Here is an 18,352-nt window from a genome sequence, read left to right as displayed (position 1 = left end):
CGCGGAGACTTCTCCGAGCGAAACGCTCTAGTGCGAGGTGCCGACGAGTTCCTGAACGGCCTTCCTCACTGCGAGGAACGCGTCGCGCTTGCGTGCTACCCATTCGAGTGCCGTCACGCCCGCAGCGAGTACGTCTTCGGCGAGTTCACCCGGATCGGTGAACTTGTGGCTGGCGTCGCCTTCCAGGCCGCCCTCGAGCGCGAGGCGTCCCACCAGGTCGAGCTTGAGCACCTTCGTGCCCTTTGTGAAGCTCACCTCGTCGAGATCGACCCAGATAAGGTTCGGGCGGGTCGTGGATTCGAATGCGTAGCGCTTGTTCGTGAGATCGAGCACGACCTGCCAGATCGTCTGTGACGCGTCGGGCTTGCCAGGCTCGGGCTCCCGGAACGGCTGCGCGGCGTTGCGGATGATGCTGAACATGGCCGACATAGCGTCGATCTGCGTCTTCGGTTGCACCTGGCGCGCGACATAGTACGAGGCGCGCGCGAACCGGTCGCTGGCCAGCGTCGAGCCGGGCAGGTGCTCGTCACCGCCGAGCCCCTCGACCTTCTTGACGAGTTCGAGCTGCTTGTCGTATGTGGGGGAGTTCGTCATGACGAGGTAGTCGCGGCTGTGGTAGACCTTCGGCTTGCCGTCGGTGTACTCGATGATCGCCGAGTCGCCGGTCGCGTCGTTGATGGCGAGGTGAAGCGTCGGCACGAGGTGACCGGTCGGGTCGAACAGCTGCGCGATCTGGACCTGCGACTCATTCGTCCACTCGACGGCCTCAGCGACGGTGGCGAAGTTGTCGAGGTAGTACTGCAGCCACACCGCCTGACTCAACTGAACGGCATTCTCGTCAGGCTTACCGTAGTCGGACTCGGCAAGCCACAGGATGTGTCCGGCGAAGCCCTCCTCATTCATGCCATCGGTCGCAATCAGGTCGAACGCGGTAGCAACGATGCTGCCGTACCTGGCCTTCCAGGTGAGCTTTCCATTGGCGCCGTCCGTGCGTTCGATTCCCCTGGGGAGCTTCCATAGGTTGGTGAGGAGATCCATGTGGAAGTCCATATTGCGGCCGACGATGACCGATCCGTTGGCATCCGGCCAGATAACTCGTGTGCACATGCGGGATTCTCCTGTCTTCGGTTGAGGTGTTAGGCGATCAGCGCGCCAGTGGCGGAGTTGACACGTTGAGATTGAAGGCGAGCGCCGCGTTCAGCGCCGCGAGCATGTGGCCCCCGGACCCCCGGCGTCGATCACACCAGTCCGTGACGACGGCACTACTTTCTGGGATTCGGTGACCATCGCCGCGGACCCTTTCGTGAGGGAGACACTTCTCGAGTCGATGGTGTCGCGAGGCAACGTTCTCGATCACCTCACAATCCGGATTTCATCCCCCACGCCACCCGCTCCATCACCCGGGTGTGTGTCGACTGCATCTACGAGCGCTGGCAGACTGGCGGCATGGCGGTACACGCGACGGTCGTGGGCAGCGGACCGAACGGACTGACCGCCGCGGCGACACTCGCGCGGGCGGGACTGCGGGTGCGGGTCCTCGAGGCAGCCGACACCATCGGAGGTGGACTGCGCACCGAAGCACTGACCCTTCCCGGCTTCCGCCACGACGTGTGCTCGGCCGTGCACCCTGCTGCGCTGACCTCTCCCGTGTTCCGGGCGCTCGGGCTGGATCGGGACGTGTCGTGGCTCATCCCGGATGCCTCCTACGCGCACCCGCTCGATGATGCGCCCGCGGCGATCGCCTGGCGCGACCTCGACCGCACGGCACACGACCTTGGCCCCGACGGACGCGCCTGGCTGGCGACGGTCCGACCGCTCGCGCACCACATCGACGAGTTGGTGTCATTCACGGGCGATCAGCTGGTACGGATGCCGCGGCATCCGGTCACGGCGGCGCGATTCGGCTTTCGGGTGCTCGAGCAGGGCACGAGCCTTGGCGCGCTGGGTTTCCGAACGCCGCGGGCTGCAGCGCTTCTGGCGGGAGCGATGGCTCACGCGAACACCTGGATGCCGTCCCTGGCGTCGGCAGCGGCGGGCCTGTTGCTGACGGCGCAGGCCCACGCCGGTGGGTGGCCCGTCCCGCGCGGCGGCGCCCAGGTCATCGCCGAGGCGCTCGCCGCCGACATCCGCGCTCACGGCGGCGTGATCGAGACGGGACGACGGGTCACGTCGCTCGACGGCCTGGACTGGGGCGATCCGGCGGCGGGCGATCTGCTCATCCTCGACACCTCGCCGCGGTTGCTGCTGACAGACTCTGCGCTCCCGACCGGGTACGCGAGGGCGGTGCGCCGTTACCGGTACGGCCCCGGCGTTATGAAAGTGGACGTCGCGCTTGACGGGCCCATCCCCTGGCGCGATCCGAACGTGGGCCGAGCCCCGACCGTGCACCTGGGCGGAACGCGGGAGGAGATCATCGCCGCCGAGCAGGATGTCGCACGCGGCCGGATCCCCGCGAACCCGTACGTACTCGCGGTGCAGCCGTCGGTGATCGACCCGACCCGTGCCCCCGCGGGCAAGGCGGTCCTGTGGGCGTACACGCACGTCCCGCTCGGGTCGAGGGCGGATGCCACGGCTGCCGTTCTCGCGCAGATCGAGCGCTTCGCACCGGGCGCGCGGGACCTGGTCCTCGCGACGCACTCGACGACAGCAGCGTCCCGCGGGAGGAGGAACCCCGCCGAGATCGGTGGCGACATCTCCGGCGGCGCATTCACGATGGCGCAGGCGATCCGCAGACCCGTCGTGTCCCGGCATCCGTGGCGTACACCGCTGCCCGGGGTGTATCTCGCCTCGTCGTCGACCCCGCCCGGGCCTGGCGTTCACGGGATGAGCGGCTGGCACGCCGCGCGCACGGCGCTCAGCGACGCGGCAGGCGTGCCGATCACGCTCGCGGACGTCTTCGGCGGCGATTGACACACGACTGACCAACCGGGTGAGCGCCGGACTGCCGCATGCGGGCCGCGTCGTCAAGACCGTGCGCCCAGGTGCCCACGGCAGCTACGGTCGACGCATGGGATTGTTCGGCATCGGCTCGTCCACAGACAGCAACAGCGCTCCTGCGGTACCGGATGACGGCATCGTGCCACCCCGCAAGCTCTGGGGCGACAAGTTCGGGGTGCTCGCGACGCGGGGCCTACAGATCATCGTCGTCGTCGCCCTGGCGGCAGGCGTCATCTGGGGGCTCAGGCAACTCACGCTCGTGGTCATCCCGGTGCTGCTCGCCCTGATCTTCGCGTCGGCGTTCGCGCCGGTCATGGGTTGGATGCGCCGTCGTGGAGTTCCCTCGATCCTTGCCACCCTCGTCGCGCTGCTTGCCATCGTGTTGATTCTCGGGGGCGTCGGCTGGCTCATCGTCTGGGCGGTGCGCGACCAGTGGGATTCGCTCTACAGCCAAGCGCAGGCTGGCGCACAGCAGCTGTGGCAGTGGGTGCAGACCTTGCCGTTCGGTATCGATCAGCAGCAGATCGACCAGTGGATCGCCTCCATCCAGGACTTCATCACGAGTGCTCAGTTCGGCACCGGAGCCATCGCCGGCGTCAGTGTCGTCGCCAACTTCGCCACCGGTTTCGTCCTGCTGGTCGTCGTGCTCTTCTTCTTCCTGAAGGACGGCCCGCGGATGTGGGAGTTTCTGCTCCGCCCGTTCCGCGGTTCTGCCGAAGCGCGGGCGCGCCGCATCGGTGACAAGACAGTGTCGACGCTCGGCGCCTACGTCCGTGGCACGGCATCCGTCGCTTTCGTCGATGCTGTCGGGATCGGCATCGGCCTCTGGATCCTCGGCGTCCCGCTCGCCCTGCCCCTGGCCGTCCTCGTCTTCCTCCTCGCCTTCATCCCGATCGTCGGGGCGACTCTCGCCGGCATCCTCGCTGCGCTCGTCGCGCTCGTTGCCAACGGCTGGGTGAACGCCCTGTTCGTCGTGGGTCTGGTCGTGCTCGTCAACCAGCTCGAAGGGAACTTCCTGCAACCGGTGCTGATGGGCCGCTCGATGAAGCTGCATTCGTTCGTCATCCTGATCGCTCTGACAATCGGCACGGTGCTCGGCGGAATCGTCGGCGCGGTCCTGGCGGTGCCGATCACTGCCGTGGCGTGGGGAATCGTGCAGGTCTGGGACGGTCCGAACACGCCGGCCCGGTGGGCGCGACGCAAGAGCACCGAACCGGCGCCGTCCTGACGCCGGGGCTCGACAACGACCCCCCAACAGACAGGATGCTGACCGCATGCCTCACACGATTCCCGAGCCGATGCTCGCGAAGTCCGTCGACAGCATCCCCGCGCCTGACGCGGTAGCCGGTGGCCTGAGCTTCGAACCGAAGTGGGACGGCTTCCGCGCGCTCATCTCGTGGGACGGGACAGATCTCGAGATCGGTAGTCGCGGCGCGAAACCGCTCACGCGCTACTTTCCCGAGCTCGTCGAGGCGTTCACGCGGCTTCTGCCCGAGCCGTGCCTGCTCGACGGCGAGATCGTCATCGCGCTGGGCGTGCCGGGCTCCCAGCGCCTGGACTGGGACGCGCTGACGCAACGCATCCACCCCGCCGAGTCGAGGGTGCGGATGCTGAGCGATCAGACGCCGGCGATGTTCATCGCGTTCGACATCCTGGCCCGCGGGGAGCGCGATCTTGCCAGCGAGCCGTTTCAAGCCCGGCGGGCCGAGCTCCTCGACCTCCTGCGCGCGGTGCCGCATCCGGTGCACGTCACGCGCACGACGCACGACCCGGACCAGGCTGCCCGCTGGCTCGATGAGTTCGAGGGCGCGGGTCTGGACGGCGTCGTTGCCAAGCCCCTCGCGCAGCCCTACGCACCGGGGAAGCGCATGATGTTCAAGATCAAACACGCACGCACGGCGGATGTCGTCGCACTCGGCTACCGCGTACACAAGAGCGGTCGCGGCGTCGGTTCACTGCTCGTCGGTCTCTACACCGACGAGGGCCAGCTCGTTCAGGTCGGCGGCGTGGCAGCGTGGTCAGACAAGCGCAGGCTCGAGCTCGTCGACGAGCTCGAGCCCTTCGTCGAGCGCGACGAGTCCGGCGCCGCGGTGACCGGTGAAGGCGAGCGGTCTCGCTTCGCCTCTGGCAAGGATGTGTCGTTCGTGCAGCTGCGTCCCGAGCTTGTGCTCGAGGTGCGCTACGACCAGCTCGAGAAGTGGCGATTTCGCCATACCGTGCAGTTCGTGCGGTGGCGAGAAGACCGCGATCCCCGCTCCTGCACCTATGAGCAGCTCGAGACGGTGCGAGCGTACGACGTGGGGGCGGTGCTCGAGAGCTGAGTGCTGAGCGGCGGGATCAGCGCGAAGGCGGGGTGAACTCAACCACCGGGATGATCGCCTCTCCCCCGTTCAGCTCGTCCATCGCCCCTTTCAGGTGGTCCCAGGCATCCGGGTGCACCCGGGCATAGCGGGCAAGCGCCGCCGCAGCGTCAATCTCGGGCAGGACGCGGGCCATAGCGGGAACGCCCTTGGATCGACCCACCCAGAGCCGTGCGGCGGGGTTAGCGGCCAGGTTCTTGAGCCACTGCGCCCGCGGGCCGTGGCCGGAAGCGACGCGGAGCGCGTTGGTCTCACGCTCGATCACTTCGAGAACGACATAGCGCGGCTCGCCGCTCTTGCGTCCGGTGTGCTCGACCATCACGAATCTGCCACCGAACAGCCAGCCAAGCCCTGCGCGAAACAGCGGAATCGGGGCGCGGACGATCCAGCGCGTCTGCAGCAGGCGCGCTGCCCACTGGTCGAGCGCCGCCGGCGTCGCGGCGCCCGCCGCGTCGGTGGTCTTCTGGGTCACGCGGTCTCCGTTCCAGGCTCGTTCGTTTCGGGGTCGCTCGTGTCGGGTCTGCGTGCCCGGCTCGGTTGTACCCGCGGGGGTTCGCCGGGCATCTTCGGGAACTCGGGCGGGAACGGCAGCTCACCGAGTCCGTTGGAAAGGTCTCGCTCCCACCACTCCAGCAGCGTGTCGATCCGTCCGGGCGCGCCACCGAAGTCGGCCCACGGGTCGCCGAGCTCGGCAAGGCGCTGGGGCACCGTGCGCACCGTGAAGGATGCCGGATCGACGGAGGCCAGCTCATCCCACGTGATCGGGGTGGCAACGGTTGCGGTCGGGAGGGCGCGCGGGCTGTAGGCCCCGGCCATCGTGCGATCGCGATTTGCCTGATTGAAGTCGATGAACACGCGCTCTCCGCGTTCCTCTTTCCACCAGTTCGTCGTGACCCGCTCCGGCATCCGTCGCTCCAGTTCGCGACCGGCAGCGATGACCGCGTGCCGAACGTCGAGGAACTCCCACTCCGGCTCGATCGGGCAGAACAGGTGGATGCCGCGATTGCCGCTCGTCTTGATCCACGCTTCGAGGCCCGCCTCGGCGAGGACGTCACGTAGCGCAGGGGCAACGGCGGCGGCATCCGGGAAGTCAGTCCCGGGCTGCGGGTCGAGGTCGATTCGCAGCTCAACGGGGTTGTCGGTGTTCTCGAGGCGTGAAGCCCAGGGGTGGAAAACCACGGTATTCATCTGCGCCGCCCAGACCACGGCGGCGGGCTCGGTGAGCACGATCTGGGGATGCCGACGCCCGCTGTTGTAGGTCACCGTGACGGTGTCGACGAACGACGGCGCACCCTTGGGTGGGTTCTTCGAGAAGAACATCTCGCCCTCGATCGAGTCGGGGTAGCGCTCGAGCGAGACGGGGCGATGGCCATTGGCGGCGAGAAAAGGCTCGGCGACGGCGAGCAGGTACTCAGCCAGCTCGCGCTTGGTGATCCCGACCGCCGGCCACAGCACGCGATCGGGGCTCGACAGCCCGACCTCCCGGTCACCATCGGGGCCGGGGATATCGAGGATGAGACGGTCAGTCGCCATCGCCATCGCCATCGCCATCGCCAGGAGCCTCGACCATCAACGGGGCGAGGTCCTCACGGTCGAGGCGAATCCACGGACCGGCGGGGTCGATGAGGATGCCGGCGAGCCCGGGATCAGCCCGAAGTGCAGCGCCCAGCTGCGCGCCGGTGACAGGCGCGGGCCGATCGCCACGCCCGAGGGCGGCGATCTCGATGGGGTGCGTGAACACCTCGATGAGACGGTCACCGTCGACAGTGCGGGCCTCGGCGACACCGACCTGATCGGACCCGTCGGGCTTGTTGACCGCGATCCACAGACGCGATGAGGGGATGGCTGCCACGACATCGTCGGGCGTGGACTCGGTGCGGCGAGCGGCGAGCAGCTTCTTGATGCTGAACTCGGGATCGGCTTGCTCCATCATCTGCGCGATGAGTTCTCGCGAAAGCATCGCTCTGGCAGGGGCGGACGCCGGGTCGACGATGAGTCCGGCATACGTTCCCGACAGCAGGAACCGCAGCACTGCTTGCGCCGGCTGGGCCATCGCCGAGGTGTCGGTAGCGCCGTCGGCGGCGAGGCTCGCGCGCAGAGCGGCGACACCGCTGTAGACGAGGACGTACTGCTTCTCACCGATTGTCGTGATCGCCAGCGGAATGTTCTCGCCTTCGGCCAGCATCCGCTTCGCGTTTCCCTTGACGCGCAAGAAGAGGTGTCCCTGCAAAAGCTGGCGCGCGACCTGCAGCAGTTCCGCGGGTTCGGGTCGCTCCGGAAGCTTCGCGAGGGCGGTGACGAGCGGGCCGTTATCTTGCAACCCCGGGCGCGGAGGGGTGTCGACCCCATCGTTACCTGACGGTTCTGCGGAGCCGTTCGCCGCGGGCGCTGGCGCCCCCAGGCCCTGGAACGAGGACATCGAGATGCCGACCACCGCGTCGAAATCTGGTTCGTCGTCAGCGACCTCCGAGGGCTGCGAAGCTGCCGCGTCGACGTCGGATGTGGCGTCGGCGACGACCGCGTCGTCAACGGATGTCGCATCGACAGAGGCGCCCTCGGGCGTCTCGGCAGGCGTCGCTGCGGGGCGTCGAGAGAACAGAGCCATGTTTCGAGGCTACAGACGTCGAGCGCCCGACGGCACCAGGGTTATCACAGGTGGGGAAAGACAGGAGGCGTGGATGCCGCTCTCTCGACGACTGCCCGGCGTTTCACAGCAGCGTCAGCAGCTGTGCCAGCAGGATCTTCACGACCAGCGCGGTCGGGTAGACGAGGCTGTAGCCGAGGGCGACACGCACGTCGTGGCCGGTCCGTTCTTGGGCGAACGCGAGGATCGCGGTGTTCGTCTGCGCTCCGGCGATGACACCGGAGAGCTTCGTGCCGCCCAGGTGCAGGATGTGTCGCACGAGCAGATAGGTGCCGAACATCGCGAAGGATGTCACGACCAGGCCGATGCCGACCAGAGCGACGATCTCGCCCGATGCGATCGCCTGCAGTATCTGTGACCCCGCCTTCGATCCGGCGTAGGCGAGGAAGATCAGGAGGCCGAGCTCGCCCAGGGCGGTGGCCGCAGCGTTCGGAATCGTCGTCACGAAGCGCCCGATGCGCCCGATCCTGCCCATCACGAGGCCCACGATGAGAGCGCCGGCAGCGGCTCCGAGCGACAGGTGGGATCCGCCCGGCAGCGGCACCTCGACGAGGCCGAGCAGCATGCCCGCCGCGATGCCGAGGCCCAGAGCCACGGGATTGAGGTCGGCCATGCCGCGTTCGGAATCCCCGAGAAAGGCGGTGACCGCGGGCAACTGATCGCGCGGAGCGACCACCCGCAACCGGTCACCCTGGTGCAGCACGAAGTCGGGTGTGCCGAGGAACTCGACATCCCCGCGCCGCACCCGCACGATCGTCGCTCCGAATCGCTCGGCGACACCGAGCTGGGCGATCGTGCGCCCCGACCAGCGCGAGTCCGACAGGATGATCCGCCGGTAGTCGAGCCGACTGCGGTCGTGGGTGATGTTCACCGTGGACGGATGCCCGAGCTCATCGGTGACAGCTGCCACGACCCGCTCGGGGCCGACCACATTGATGATCGCGCCCTTTTCGAGCACCGTGTCGGGACCCACGACGATGACCTCCCCGTTGGGGCGACGCAGCCGCGAGACCAGCACCCGACCGCCGTGCCGCCGCGTGAGATCGGTCATCGTGGGGGTGCTGTCGGTGTCGATGCGGATCACGAGGTCGACGATCCGCGGTGGCGCATCAGCGTCAGTGCGACTGTGGCGAAGCGCAAGCGCGACGGCGCCCATCGCCCCGACGACGCCGAAGATGTACGTGCTCGCATACCCGACCGTGGCTGCCGGGCTGCCCCCGGTAGCAGCAAGGGCAGGGGTGCTCGTAACCGAGCCGGCGTAGGCACCGGCGATCGTCTCCGGCGACAGATCCAGCAGTGTCCCCAGGCCCAGCGTCAGTGCTGCCGCGACGATCATGATGGCCGAGACGAGCAGCAGCATCCAGTACGAGGTGCGGAGGGCATTCACGAACCCAGGCCCCGCGATGACGCCGATACTGAACGCGAACAGCACCAAGCCGAAATCGCCGACGTACGAGGGCACCTCGATCGTGACTCCCTGGGAGACACCCCACGCCGTCAGCGCGATCATCGTGAAGAGCACGGCTACCGCGCCGAGCGACATCCCCCACAGCTGGATGCGGCCGATAGCCGCGCCGACGCCCGTGACCAGGAACAGCACGAGCACCGGGTGATCGGCAAGCACCGTGAGCACTGACGCGAGGGTCATGAGCCTCCTTCTGCCAGCGGACCTGACCTGCCCTGGGCGCTGGTGCGCCCTCGCTCACGCCGTCATCGCGATCGTACGCTCGGCCGCCGTCGCCGCTCAGGGGCGAAAGTCCTGGCGCGCGACTCTCAGAGCTTCTCGATCGGGGCGATCTTGATCAGGAGCTTCTTGGCTCCGGCGGTATCGAACCGAACATGCGCGACGCGCTTCGCACCCTCGCCGGTGACGGCATCCACTCGACCCTCGCCGAAGTCATCGTGACGGATGCGGTCGCCTGGCGCGAGCTCCATGTCGCCGTTGTCGCGGACCTTCGCGGGGATGCGGTTGGCGAACTTGTCGATCGAGGTCGACTTCGGCACGAGCGCGTCGCCGTAACGGCCCGATCCCCCGAAGCCTCCCCCCGCGCCAGACCGCCCGGGCCGCGCGTTGAGGGCGCGGGACTGCGAACCCCCGCGGGAGTTCACATCGCCGGGAGACTGGCGCCAGTCGATGAGTGTCGCGGGGATCTCTTGCAGGAAGCGGCTGGGCATCGCGACCGACACCTCACCGAACTGCGCACGGGTCATGGCGAGCGTGAGGTAGAGCCGCGCTCGAGCACGCGTGACGCCGACGTAGAACAGACGCCGCTCTTCCTGCGGCCCGCCCGGTTCCCCGGCCGAGATGCGGTGCGGGATGAGGTCTTCTTCAACACCCGTGATGAACACGGTGTCGTACTCCAGGCCCTTCGCGGTGTGCATCGTCATGAGCGACACCGACCCGCTGGCATCGTCGAGGTCGTCGGCATCCGCGACGAGGGCGACCTCGGTCAGAAAGTCGATGATCGTGCCGTCAGGGTTGTTGCGGGCGAACTCACGAGTGACGGCGACGAGTTCGTCGAGGTTCTCGACGCGCGCTTCGTCCTGCGGATCGCGGGAGGCGCGCAGGACGTCGAGGTAGCCCGACTTGTTCAGAAGCAGCTGCAGGCCCTCGGCCACGGTGGTCGGCGGCGGGAGCTCGCCCGAGGATGGAAGCATCAGCGCGCTGGCCTCGGCGAGCACGGCATCCAGCTGCACGATCGCGGCTTGGATCTTCGGTCCGACGCCGAGGGCCGAGGCGTTGGCGAGGGCATCGCGGAACGTGATCTGCTGGTCTGCCGCGTACCGGGCGATCGCCGTTTCGGTCACGTCGCCGATGCCGCGCCGCGGCTTGTTCAGGATGCGGCGCACCGCCATTTCGTCGGCGGGGTTGGCGACAGCGACCAGGTACGCAAGGGCATCTTTGATCTCGGCGCGCTCGTAGAACTTGGTGCCGCCCATGATCTTGTAGGGCACAGCCGAGCGGATGAAGATCTCTTCCAGCGCACGGGACTGGGAGTTGGTGCGGTAGAAGACTGCCATCTGGCCGTACTCGACGCCGCGACGGTGGAGGGCCTCGATCTCATCGGCGACGAATTGGGCCTCGTCGTGTTGGGAGTAGCCGGTGAAACCGACGATCGGATCGCCGGCTCCGACATCGGTCCACAGCTTCTTGTCTTTGCGGTCGAAGTTGTTGCCGATGACGGCGTTCGCCGCCGAGAGGATGTTCTGTGTCGACCGGTAGTTCTGTTCCAGGAGCACGACCTTTGCCCCCGGGAAGTCGCGCTCGAACTCGCTGATGTTACGGATGTCGGCGCCGCGGAACGCGTAGATCGACTGGTCTGAGTCACCGACGACCGTGAGGGAGGCTCCCTCGAGTTCGGGAGCCTCCTCGGGCTCGAAGATCATCATTCCGCCGACGGAATACGGCTCGGCAGCAGCTCCCGTGACGGGACGTGTGAGCTCGTGGATCAGCGCGTACTGGGCGTGGTTGGTGTCCTGGTACTCATCGACGAGGACATGCCGAAAGCGGCGGCGGTAGACATCCGCCACCTGGGGGAACGCCCGGAACAGATAGACGGTCTGGGCGATCAAGTCGTCGAAGTCGAACGCATTGGCGCGCTGCAAGGCTCGCTGATAGTCGCCGAAGATCTCGACGAAGAGGCGCTCGGCGGGATCGCTCATGTTCGCCTGTCGCGCAAAGGACTCGGCATCCGCGAGCTCGTTCTTGAGCTTGGAGATCCGTCCCTGCACACCGGCGGGGGTCAGCCCGAGTGCGTCGGCTTCGTGCTCTTTGACGAGGCGCTTGATGAGCGCGCGGGAGTCGCCGGAGTCGTAGATCGTGAACGCCTTCGTGAACCCGAACTGCTCGGCCTCGCGCCGCAGGATCCGCACGCATGCGGAGTGGAAGGTCGAGATCCACATGCCGCGTCCGCGTTCCCCGACGAGCTGCTCGACGCGTTCGCGCATCTCACCGGCAGCCTTGTTAGTGAACGTGATCGCGAGGATCTGACTCGGGTAGGCCTCGCCGCCGCGCAGCAGCGACGCGATCCGGTGAGTGAGCACCCGGGTCTTGCCAGACCCCGCGCCCGCGACGATCAACAGCGCCGGACCCCGGTACAGAACCGCCTCACGCTGCGGCGGATTCAGGCCGGTCAGAAGCTCGTCATCCACCACATTCATAACCCCGCAAGTCTATTCGCGACCCCGGACATCCGCCCCGGCTCCGCGCAGCCCCGCGGGTGACGGTCCCGATTGCAGGATCAGATGGCTTTCGACGCCGCTCGCGGCGGCGAAAGTCGCCATCCCTCCTGCAATCGGGCCGTCGACTCAGCGCGGCGACAGGAAGATGACGCCGCGATAACCCTCCGGGCCCCAGGCGACCAGGCGCTCCAGGTCATCGACGTGGATCGGAAGGTCATGCGTGTCGACCCAGGTCTCCCCCGTCGCCGTGTTCACCCACGGGTCCTCGACGATTACGTAGGGCCCGGCAGCACCGTGGGCAACGATCCAGTGAGGGCCGGGGTCGGCGTGCATCGGCGCCTCGTCGATGAGAAGCAGGGCCTGCTCGCCCGCGGCCACCCGCGCCGCAACCTCGGTCATCGCGATGCGTGTGGTGTCGACCCGGATGCCGAGATCTGCCGCGCGCTTGCGCGACTCCTGCTGCAACTCCGCACGAAAGTCGTAGTCGAAGCCGGCGAACTCCTCGAGCAGAACGGGGCCCGGGTGGTCCAGTGTCACCTCAACCGCGCCGCGAGGGCCGACATGCTCCTGCACCGTGACGGCCAGCCCGATCGGTTCGCACGCCGGATAGTTGCTGGCACGACGCCAGAAGTCGATCTCGAGATCACGATCGGACACACCCTGGCCCGCGAACCCGGGACTGCCGAAGCGCTCGGTGGCGATGAGGCCAGCCACCGCCCCACAGGTGAAGAGCGTCGTCTGCCCGTAGTACCCGGGCTCCGCGTGCTCGATCGGGACCAGCCACCGCACGAGGCCGTTGGCACCCTCGGTCCCCACGGCGCCCCACGGGGCGCGCAGGGGCGTGAAGCCGTGTGCCGAAGCCGACTCGGGCACGGCAGCGCCCTCAGGAACCTCCCACTTCACGGCGGCATCGCCGCGCTCTGCCGCAGCGGTGATCACGCGCGTGAGGAGGCGATCGGCGGCGTCATCCGGGGCGTCCGGCGAGGTCCAGAGGTCGATGATCTTCGTCGCGGCCGTTGCGGGACGACCCGAGGTGAGGGCGGCAGCCAGGATGCCGGAACCGTGCCCGAGCGTGTGCACAGTCGGGCGGTACCCGGCGCGCTCGATGCGCCAGTGCGCGGCGCGCTCATCACCCAGAGCGTCAGCGAGGCCGGCATCCAGGACCGCGGCTACAGCGTCTGCGCCTTCCGCGAGCACCGGTTCGATCGATTGCACGTCAGTCTTCTCTCTCGCCGGCACTCACCGACGTGTTTTCGCGGTGCGCGGCAGCAACCAGCATCCGGGTGTATTCGTGGCGAGGCTCGGTGAGCACCTGTTCGCACGGTCCGCTCTCGATCACGCGGCCGTCCCAGAGCACAGTGACCGAGTCGGCGAGCAGTCGCACGACTGCCAGGTCGTGCGAGATGAACAGCAGCGAAATGCCGAGGTCGTCGCGGAGCGCCGTCAACAGCGTCAGGATCTGGGCTTGCACCGAGACATCGAGCGCTGAGACCGACTCGTCGCAAATGAGCAGCCTCGGCCTCGGCGCCAGGGCGCGCGCGATGGCGACGCGTTGCCGCTGGCCGCCCGACAGCTCGGCCGGTCGCTTGCCGGCGAAGTCGGTGGGAAGCCCGACGGTCTCGAGCAGCACGGCGACATCGGATGCCGGGCGGTGTGCGACCGCGAGCGCCTCTCGAAGGATCGACCCGATCGACATCATGGGGTTCAGCGACGAGTACGGGTCTTGGAACACGATCTGCATCTGCGCGGGTGTGCGCGAGCGGCGTCCTGGGGTTAGGTCTGTGCCGCCAAAGGAGATGACTCCGCCGTCTTCGCGCTCGAGCCCCGCGATGCAGCGAGCGAGCGTCGACTTGCCCGACCCGGACTCTCCGACCACGCCGACGATTTCGCCTTCGCCGATGCGCAGGTCGACACCATCCAGCACGGTGCGCTGCCCGAAGTGCTTCGTCACGCCCGTTGCCTGCACGAGGGTCGGGGTCTCCTCGACGGCAGGTGCCGGAGCTTCACGCGGCGGGGCGAGGACGGGGTCCGCGTCGATGAGCGCGCGAGTGTACGGATGCTTCGGAGCAGAGAGCACATCGCCGGTCGCGCCACGCTCGACGATGACGCCATGCTGCATGACCAGGACGTCGTCGGTACGTCCGCGCACGAGCCCAAGGTCGTGCGAGATCAGGATCACCGACAGGTCCCGACGCGACTGCACTGCGCGCAGCAGGTCGAGGATCTCGGCCTGGTTCGATGCGTCAAGCGCAGTGGTCGGCTCATCGGCGATGAGGAGCTTGGGGTCAGCGGCCAGCGCCGCCGCGATGGCGACCCGCTGCCGCATCCCGCCCGAGAGCTGATGCGGGAAGGCCCGCGCGACACGTTCGGGAAGCTTCACCTCAGCCAGCCGCGCGGCCACCTCGCGGGCGAGGTCGGATGCCGCGATCCGCCGATCGGATGCCGCCCGCAGCGTCCACGCGATCTGATCGCCGCACCGGTGGACGGGCGAGAGGCTCGTGAACGGGTCCTGTAGCAGAAGCGCGACGGTCGACCCGCGCACCGACGTCCACGCCGCCGGTGCGGCATCCAGGGCAAGCGTGCTGTCACCGACGACGGCCGTTCCCGCGGCGCGGAAGCCACGGGGCAGGAGGCCGATGAGACTCTTCGCGCTGAGGGTCTTGCCCGATCCGGACTCTCCGATGATGGCCAGGGTCCGGCCCGGAGCGATGGTCGCGTCGAACGGCTCGACCATGACGCCCTGTGGTCCACGCACGGTGAGCCCGTGAATCTGCACGCCGGTCATGCCTCTTCTCCTACCTGCGAGAGGCGCTGCCCGACCCAGTCACCGACGAGGTTCACGGCGCACGCGACGAGGATGATCAACGCCGCAGGCACGAGGACGGCCGCGGGATTGTCGAACATGATCGCCCGGTTGTCGGTGAGCTGCCGGCCCCAGTCGGCCGTCCCGGGCGGGACGCCGACGCCGAGGAACGACAGCGACGAGAACGCGACGATCGCGAAGGCGACGTTGAGCATCGCGTTCGTGATCACCAGGGTCGACACGTTCGGCAGGATGTGGCGGAACATCACGCGCCACCGTGAGAGTGAGAGCATCTGGGCCGCTTCGATGTAGGGCCGGGCCGACTGCTCGAGCACGCCGGCACGCACGATCCGGATGTCGGAGGGCGAGAACAGCGCGATCAGCAACACCACCGTGACCCAGTACCCGCCCCCGAACACACCGGCGACGACGATCGCGGCCAGCAGCACCGGAAGTGCCAGCAGCAGGTCGGTCCAGCGGCTGATGAAGAAGTCGAGCCAGCCGCGTTCGTAACCCGCGAGAGTGCCGAGCAGGATGCCCAGCAACATCGATCCGAGGGCGACACACACCGGTCCGACCAGGGCCGACGCGGTGCCCGCGACTGTCATGGCGAACACGTCGCGGCCGAGCTCGTCGGTGCCGAGGAGATGCCCGTCCTGACCCGGCGCCAGGAGCGCGGAGAGGATGTCTTGGCGCATCGCATCGGGGAACAGCAGCGGGCCGAGGACGGCCGCCAGCACGACGAGAGCAATGAGCCCCACCGACAGGAGGATGAGAATCGGCATCCGCCTGCGCCGACGGGTCGGCGATGTCATGAGTTCGATGGCCGCGGTCATGCGGGCACCCCCCGTTCGCGTACCCGCGGGTCGAGCAGGATGTAGGCGATGTCGGCCAGGAGCGCGATGACCGCGATGACGATCGCGACCAGGAGTGTGAGCGACTGTACGACGGCGATGTCCTTGAACAGCACGGAGTCCTGCAGCAGGGTGCCCAGGCCCGGCAGCGCGAAGGTTGTCTCGGCCAGCACCGTTCCGCCGACCAGGAAGGTCAGCACCAGGCTCGCGCCGGTCACGATCGGGATCGCCGCGTTGCGCAGCGCGATGCGCTGGACGCTGCGTTCCGACAGGCCGCGAGCGCGCGCCGAGGTGACGTAGTCGGCCTCGAGTTCGCGCAGCATCGCGGTGCGCGTCAGTTTCAGGATGATGGCACCGAGGCCCAGGGCGAGGGTTATCGCGGGGAGCACGAGGTGCCAGAGTGTGTCGAGCCCGCCCGAGCCTGCCCCGTAGACCGGGAAGACCGGAAGGTAGTAAGCGAAGACGTAGAGGAGCAGCAGACCGACGGCGAACGTGGGTGCGCTGAGTCCGACGACCGCGAGGGCGCTGGCTGTGCGGTCGGATGCCCCGCCTGCCCGCACGGCGCTGCGCACCCCAAGCGGGATGGCCACCACGAGGGCGATGACGAACGCTATCCCGCAGAGTGCCGCGGTGAGCCCCACGCGGGAAGAGATCGCGTCGGCAACCGACGTCTGCAACCGGATCGACTCGCCGAGGTCCCCGGTGACGAAACCCCCCAACCATCGCACATACTGCACGAGGAACGGGTCATCGAGGTGGTACTGGGCGCGGATGGCTGCCACCGCATCCGGCGAAGACGGCCGATTGCCGAGCAGGTTCTTCACGATGTCGCCCGGCGCCAAATACATCAGCGAGAAGACGATGAAGGAGAGAACCAGCAGCACGCCGAGCATGCCGAGCACGCGCACCGCGAGCATGCGGCCAAGCGGCCGTGATCGCGGGGCGCGTGCCCGGAGGGGTGAACCTGTTGTCACAGTGGTGGTTCCGTCGGTGTTACTGCGCCGCGCGGTAGAGCTGCGTCGGCCACGACGAGATGAACGCAAACGAGCTGTAGTCGTTCATCCCGAGGTCGTTGGCGAACGCGGTGGCGGACTGACCCCACCAGAGCGGGATGTTCACGGCATCCTCGGCCTGCAGCGTTTCAGCCTCGATGAGCAGGTCGATGCGGGCGCTGGGGTCGGATTCTGCGCCCACCTCCGACAGGAGCGACATGATCTCGGGATTGTCGTACGCGGCGGGGTTGCCGGCGCCCAGCAGGTAGCTGGGGATCTCGGCGGGGTCGCCGAGCGTCGAGAAGTACCACATCATGTTCAGGCCGTAGTCGCTGGAGGCATCCAGGCTCGCAAGCCACTCCTCGATCGGCACTTCGCGAACGTTCAGTGTGATGCCGATCTCGGCGAGGTTCTGCGACAGCGCCTGCGCCGCAGTGCCCAGCTGCGGGCCGGTGTTCGGGGTGAGGATCTCGGTCTCGAACCCGTCGGGGTAGCCCGACTCTGCGAGTGCCGCCTTGGCAGCATCCAGATCGAAGTCCCACTGCGGGATCTCGGCAAGCTTCTCGCGCGCGACATCCGGGGAGTACACGGCTGCGAGCGACTCGGGGGTCATGATCGCGGTGGCGGCTTCGCCGTGCCCCCGCAGCAGCTTGTCGACGTACGCATCGCGGTCGACGGCGTGCGCAATGGCCTCGCGCACCTTGGGGTCATCGAACGGGGCGACCGACGTATTGAAGTAGAGCCCCACATACGACAGGTCGTTGATGTAGTCGACCCGCATGGTGTCGAGGTTCTCCCACTGCGTGGACTGCGCGAGGGGAACGTTGAACGCCACGTCGATGTCGCCGGACTGGGCTGCGAGGAGCCTGGTCGACTCGTCGGGAATGAAGTTGACCGTGATGCTCTTGACCTTGGGCTCCTCACCCCACCACGTGTCGGTGCGCTCGAAGGTGACGTGGGAGTCGGGTGCGAACTCGGTGACCTTGTACGGGCCGGTTCCCATCAGGAGCGAGGATGCCGTGCCGACGTTTCCATCGTTGGCTTCCCAGAACGCCTTCGACGTGATGAAAGCGGCGCCACCGGTGCTCATGTTCTTCGCGAAAGCGGCATCCGGCTCGGCGAGGGTGACCGTCACCTCACTGTCTCCGGTCTTTTCGACCGACTCGACGTTGGTCATGTAATACGCAAGGCCCGGCGAGGTCGTTTCGTCGCGAGCCTCGTTGAGGCTGAAGACGACGTCATCGGCGGTGACCGGGGTGCCGTCTTGGAACGTCGCGTCATCACGGAGTTCGTAGACGTACGTCACGTCATCCGGCTGCGACCATGACTCAGCGAGCGCCGGCTGGATGGCGCCGTCGGCGTCGATCGCGACGAGACCTTCCTGCGCGATCGAGGCGATGTAGTAGTTCAGGATGCCGGACTCCTGCCCGACGTACAGGTTGGAGAGCGAGCCGGGCAGGGCGACCGTGATGCTGTCGATCTGCCTGGAGTCCCGCGGGGTGGTGGTCTTTCGGGCCCGCGGCGTCGTGACCGCGACGGGGTGAGCCATCGTGCGATGGTCAGTGAGAACGACCAAGAAC

The 18,352-nt window shown here is 67.6% G+C and carries 14 protein-coding genes; 3 read left to right on the top strand and 11 right to left on the bottom strand.

Translation table 11 applies throughout. The features are described from left to right. Nucleotides 1–27: 27 nt before the first annotated feature. Complete coding sequence (locus tag BGO47_RS09900) at nt 28–1,107, bottom strand: linear amide C-N hydrolase (RefSeq protein WP_292711410.1); 1,080 nt, start codon at nt 1,105–1,107, stop codon at nt 28–30. A 339-nt stretch (nt 1,108–1,446) separates the two neighbouring features. Here BGO47_RS09900 and BGO47_RS09895 point away from each other — a divergent pair, with 339 nt between their 5' ends. The 3 genes from BGO47_RS09895 (at nt 1,447) to BGO47_RS09885 (ending at nt 5,258) form a co-directional block, all read left to right on the top strand. Further along, complete coding sequence (locus BGO47_RS09895; RefSeq protein ID WP_292711407.1) at nt 1,447–2,910, top strand: NAD(P)/FAD-dependent oxidoreductase; 1,464 nt, start codon at nt 1,447–1,449, stop codon at nt 2,908–2,910. Between the two features lie 97 nt (nt 2,911–3,007). Further along, nucleotides 3,008–4,165 carry an AI-2E family transporter gene (locus BGO47_RS09890; RefSeq protein ID WP_292711405.1) on the top strand — a complete coding sequence of 386 codons (1,158 nt, stop codon included), beginning with the start codon at nt 3,008–3,010 and terminating at the stop codon, nt 4,163–4,165. Between the two features lie 46 nt (nt 4,166–4,211). Next, the gene (locus BGO47_RS09885; protein WP_292711403.1) at nt 4,212–5,258 is read left to right on the top strand and encodes an ATP-dependent DNA ligase; all 1,047 of its coding nucleotides are present in this window, start codon (nt 4,212–4,214) and stop codon (nt 5,256–5,258) included. Between the two features lie 16 nt (nt 5,259–5,274). Here BGO47_RS09885 and BGO47_RS09880 read toward each other — a convergent pair whose 3' ends face one another. The 10 genes from BGO47_RS09880 to BGO47_RS09835 form a co-directional block, all read right to left on the bottom strand. Continuing rightward, entirely contained in the window at nt 5,275–5,769 is a 495-nt protein-coding gene (locus BGO47_RS09880) for a nitroreductase family deazaflavin-dependent oxidoreductase (RefSeq protein WP_292711400.1), read from the bottom strand. Then, nucleotides 5,766–6,830 carry a non-homologous end-joining DNA ligase gene (ligD, locus tag BGO47_RS09875; protein WP_292712139.1) on the bottom strand — a complete coding sequence of 355 codons (1,065 nt, stop codon included), beginning with the start codon at nt 6,828–6,830 and terminating at the stop codon, nt 5,766–5,768. Before ligD ends, BGO47_RS09880 begins: the two co-directional genes overlap by 4 nt. Then, nucleotides 6,820–7,902: an SseB family protein gene (locus BGO47_RS09870; protein WP_292711397.1), complete on the bottom strand. Its 1,083-nt coding sequence runs from the start codon at nt 7,900–7,902 to the stop codon at nt 6,820–6,822. The genes ligD and BGO47_RS09870 overlap by 11 nt, the downstream gene beginning before the upstream one ends. 103 nt (nt 7,903–8,005) lie before the next feature. Next, entirely contained in the window at nt 8,006–9,589 is a 1,584-nt protein-coding gene (locus BGO47_RS09865; RefSeq protein WP_292711393.1) for a TrkA C-terminal domain-containing protein, read from the bottom strand. Between the two features lie 125 nt (nt 9,590–9,714). Then, nucleotides 9,715–12,102, bottom strand: coding sequence for a UvrD-helicase domain-containing protein (locus BGO47_RS09860; protein WP_292711390.1), 2,388 nt, complete (start codon nt 12,100–12,102; stop codon nt 9,715–9,717). A gap of 147 nt (nt 12,103–12,249) precedes the next feature. Continuing rightward, on the bottom strand, nt 12,250–13,338 hold the full coding sequence (locus BGO47_RS09855; protein WP_292711388.1) for a peptidase C39 family protein: 1,089 nt from the start codon (nt 13,336–13,338) through the stop codon (nt 12,250–12,252). A gap of 1 nt (nt 13,339) precedes the next feature. Continuing rightward, complete coding sequence (locus tag BGO47_RS09850) at nt 13,340–14,908, bottom strand: ABC transporter ATP-binding protein (RefSeq protein WP_292711386.1); 1,569 nt, start codon at nt 14,906–14,908, stop codon at nt 13,340–13,342. Then, nucleotides 14,905–15,762, bottom strand: a complete 858-nt coding sequence (locus tag BGO47_RS09845; protein WP_292711383.1) for an ABC transporter permease — start codon at nt 15,760–15,762, stop codon at nt 14,905–14,907. Before BGO47_RS09845 ends, BGO47_RS09850 begins: the two co-directional genes overlap by 4 nt. Next, nucleotides 15,759–16,697, bottom strand: coding sequence for an ABC transporter permease (locus BGO47_RS09840; RefSeq protein WP_292711380.1), 939 nt, complete (start codon nt 16,695–16,697; stop codon nt 15,759–15,761). The genes BGO47_RS09845 and BGO47_RS09840 overlap by 4 nt, the downstream gene beginning before the upstream one ends. A 76-nt stretch (nt 16,698–16,773) precedes the next feature. After that, a partial coding sequence (locus BGO47_RS09835; RefSeq protein ID WP_292711376.1) for an ABC transporter substrate-binding protein occupies nt 16,774–18,352 on the bottom strand: 1,579 nt, incomplete at its 5' end.

The sequence above is a fragment of the Microbacterium sp. 67-17 genome (assembly GCF_001898325.1).
Lineage (GTDB): Bacteria > Actinomycetota > Actinomycetes > Actinomycetales > Microbacteriaceae > Microbacterium > Microbacterium schleiferi.
Note: the sequence above shows the minus strand (reverse complement) of the source record. Positions and strands in the feature narration are given on the sequence as shown.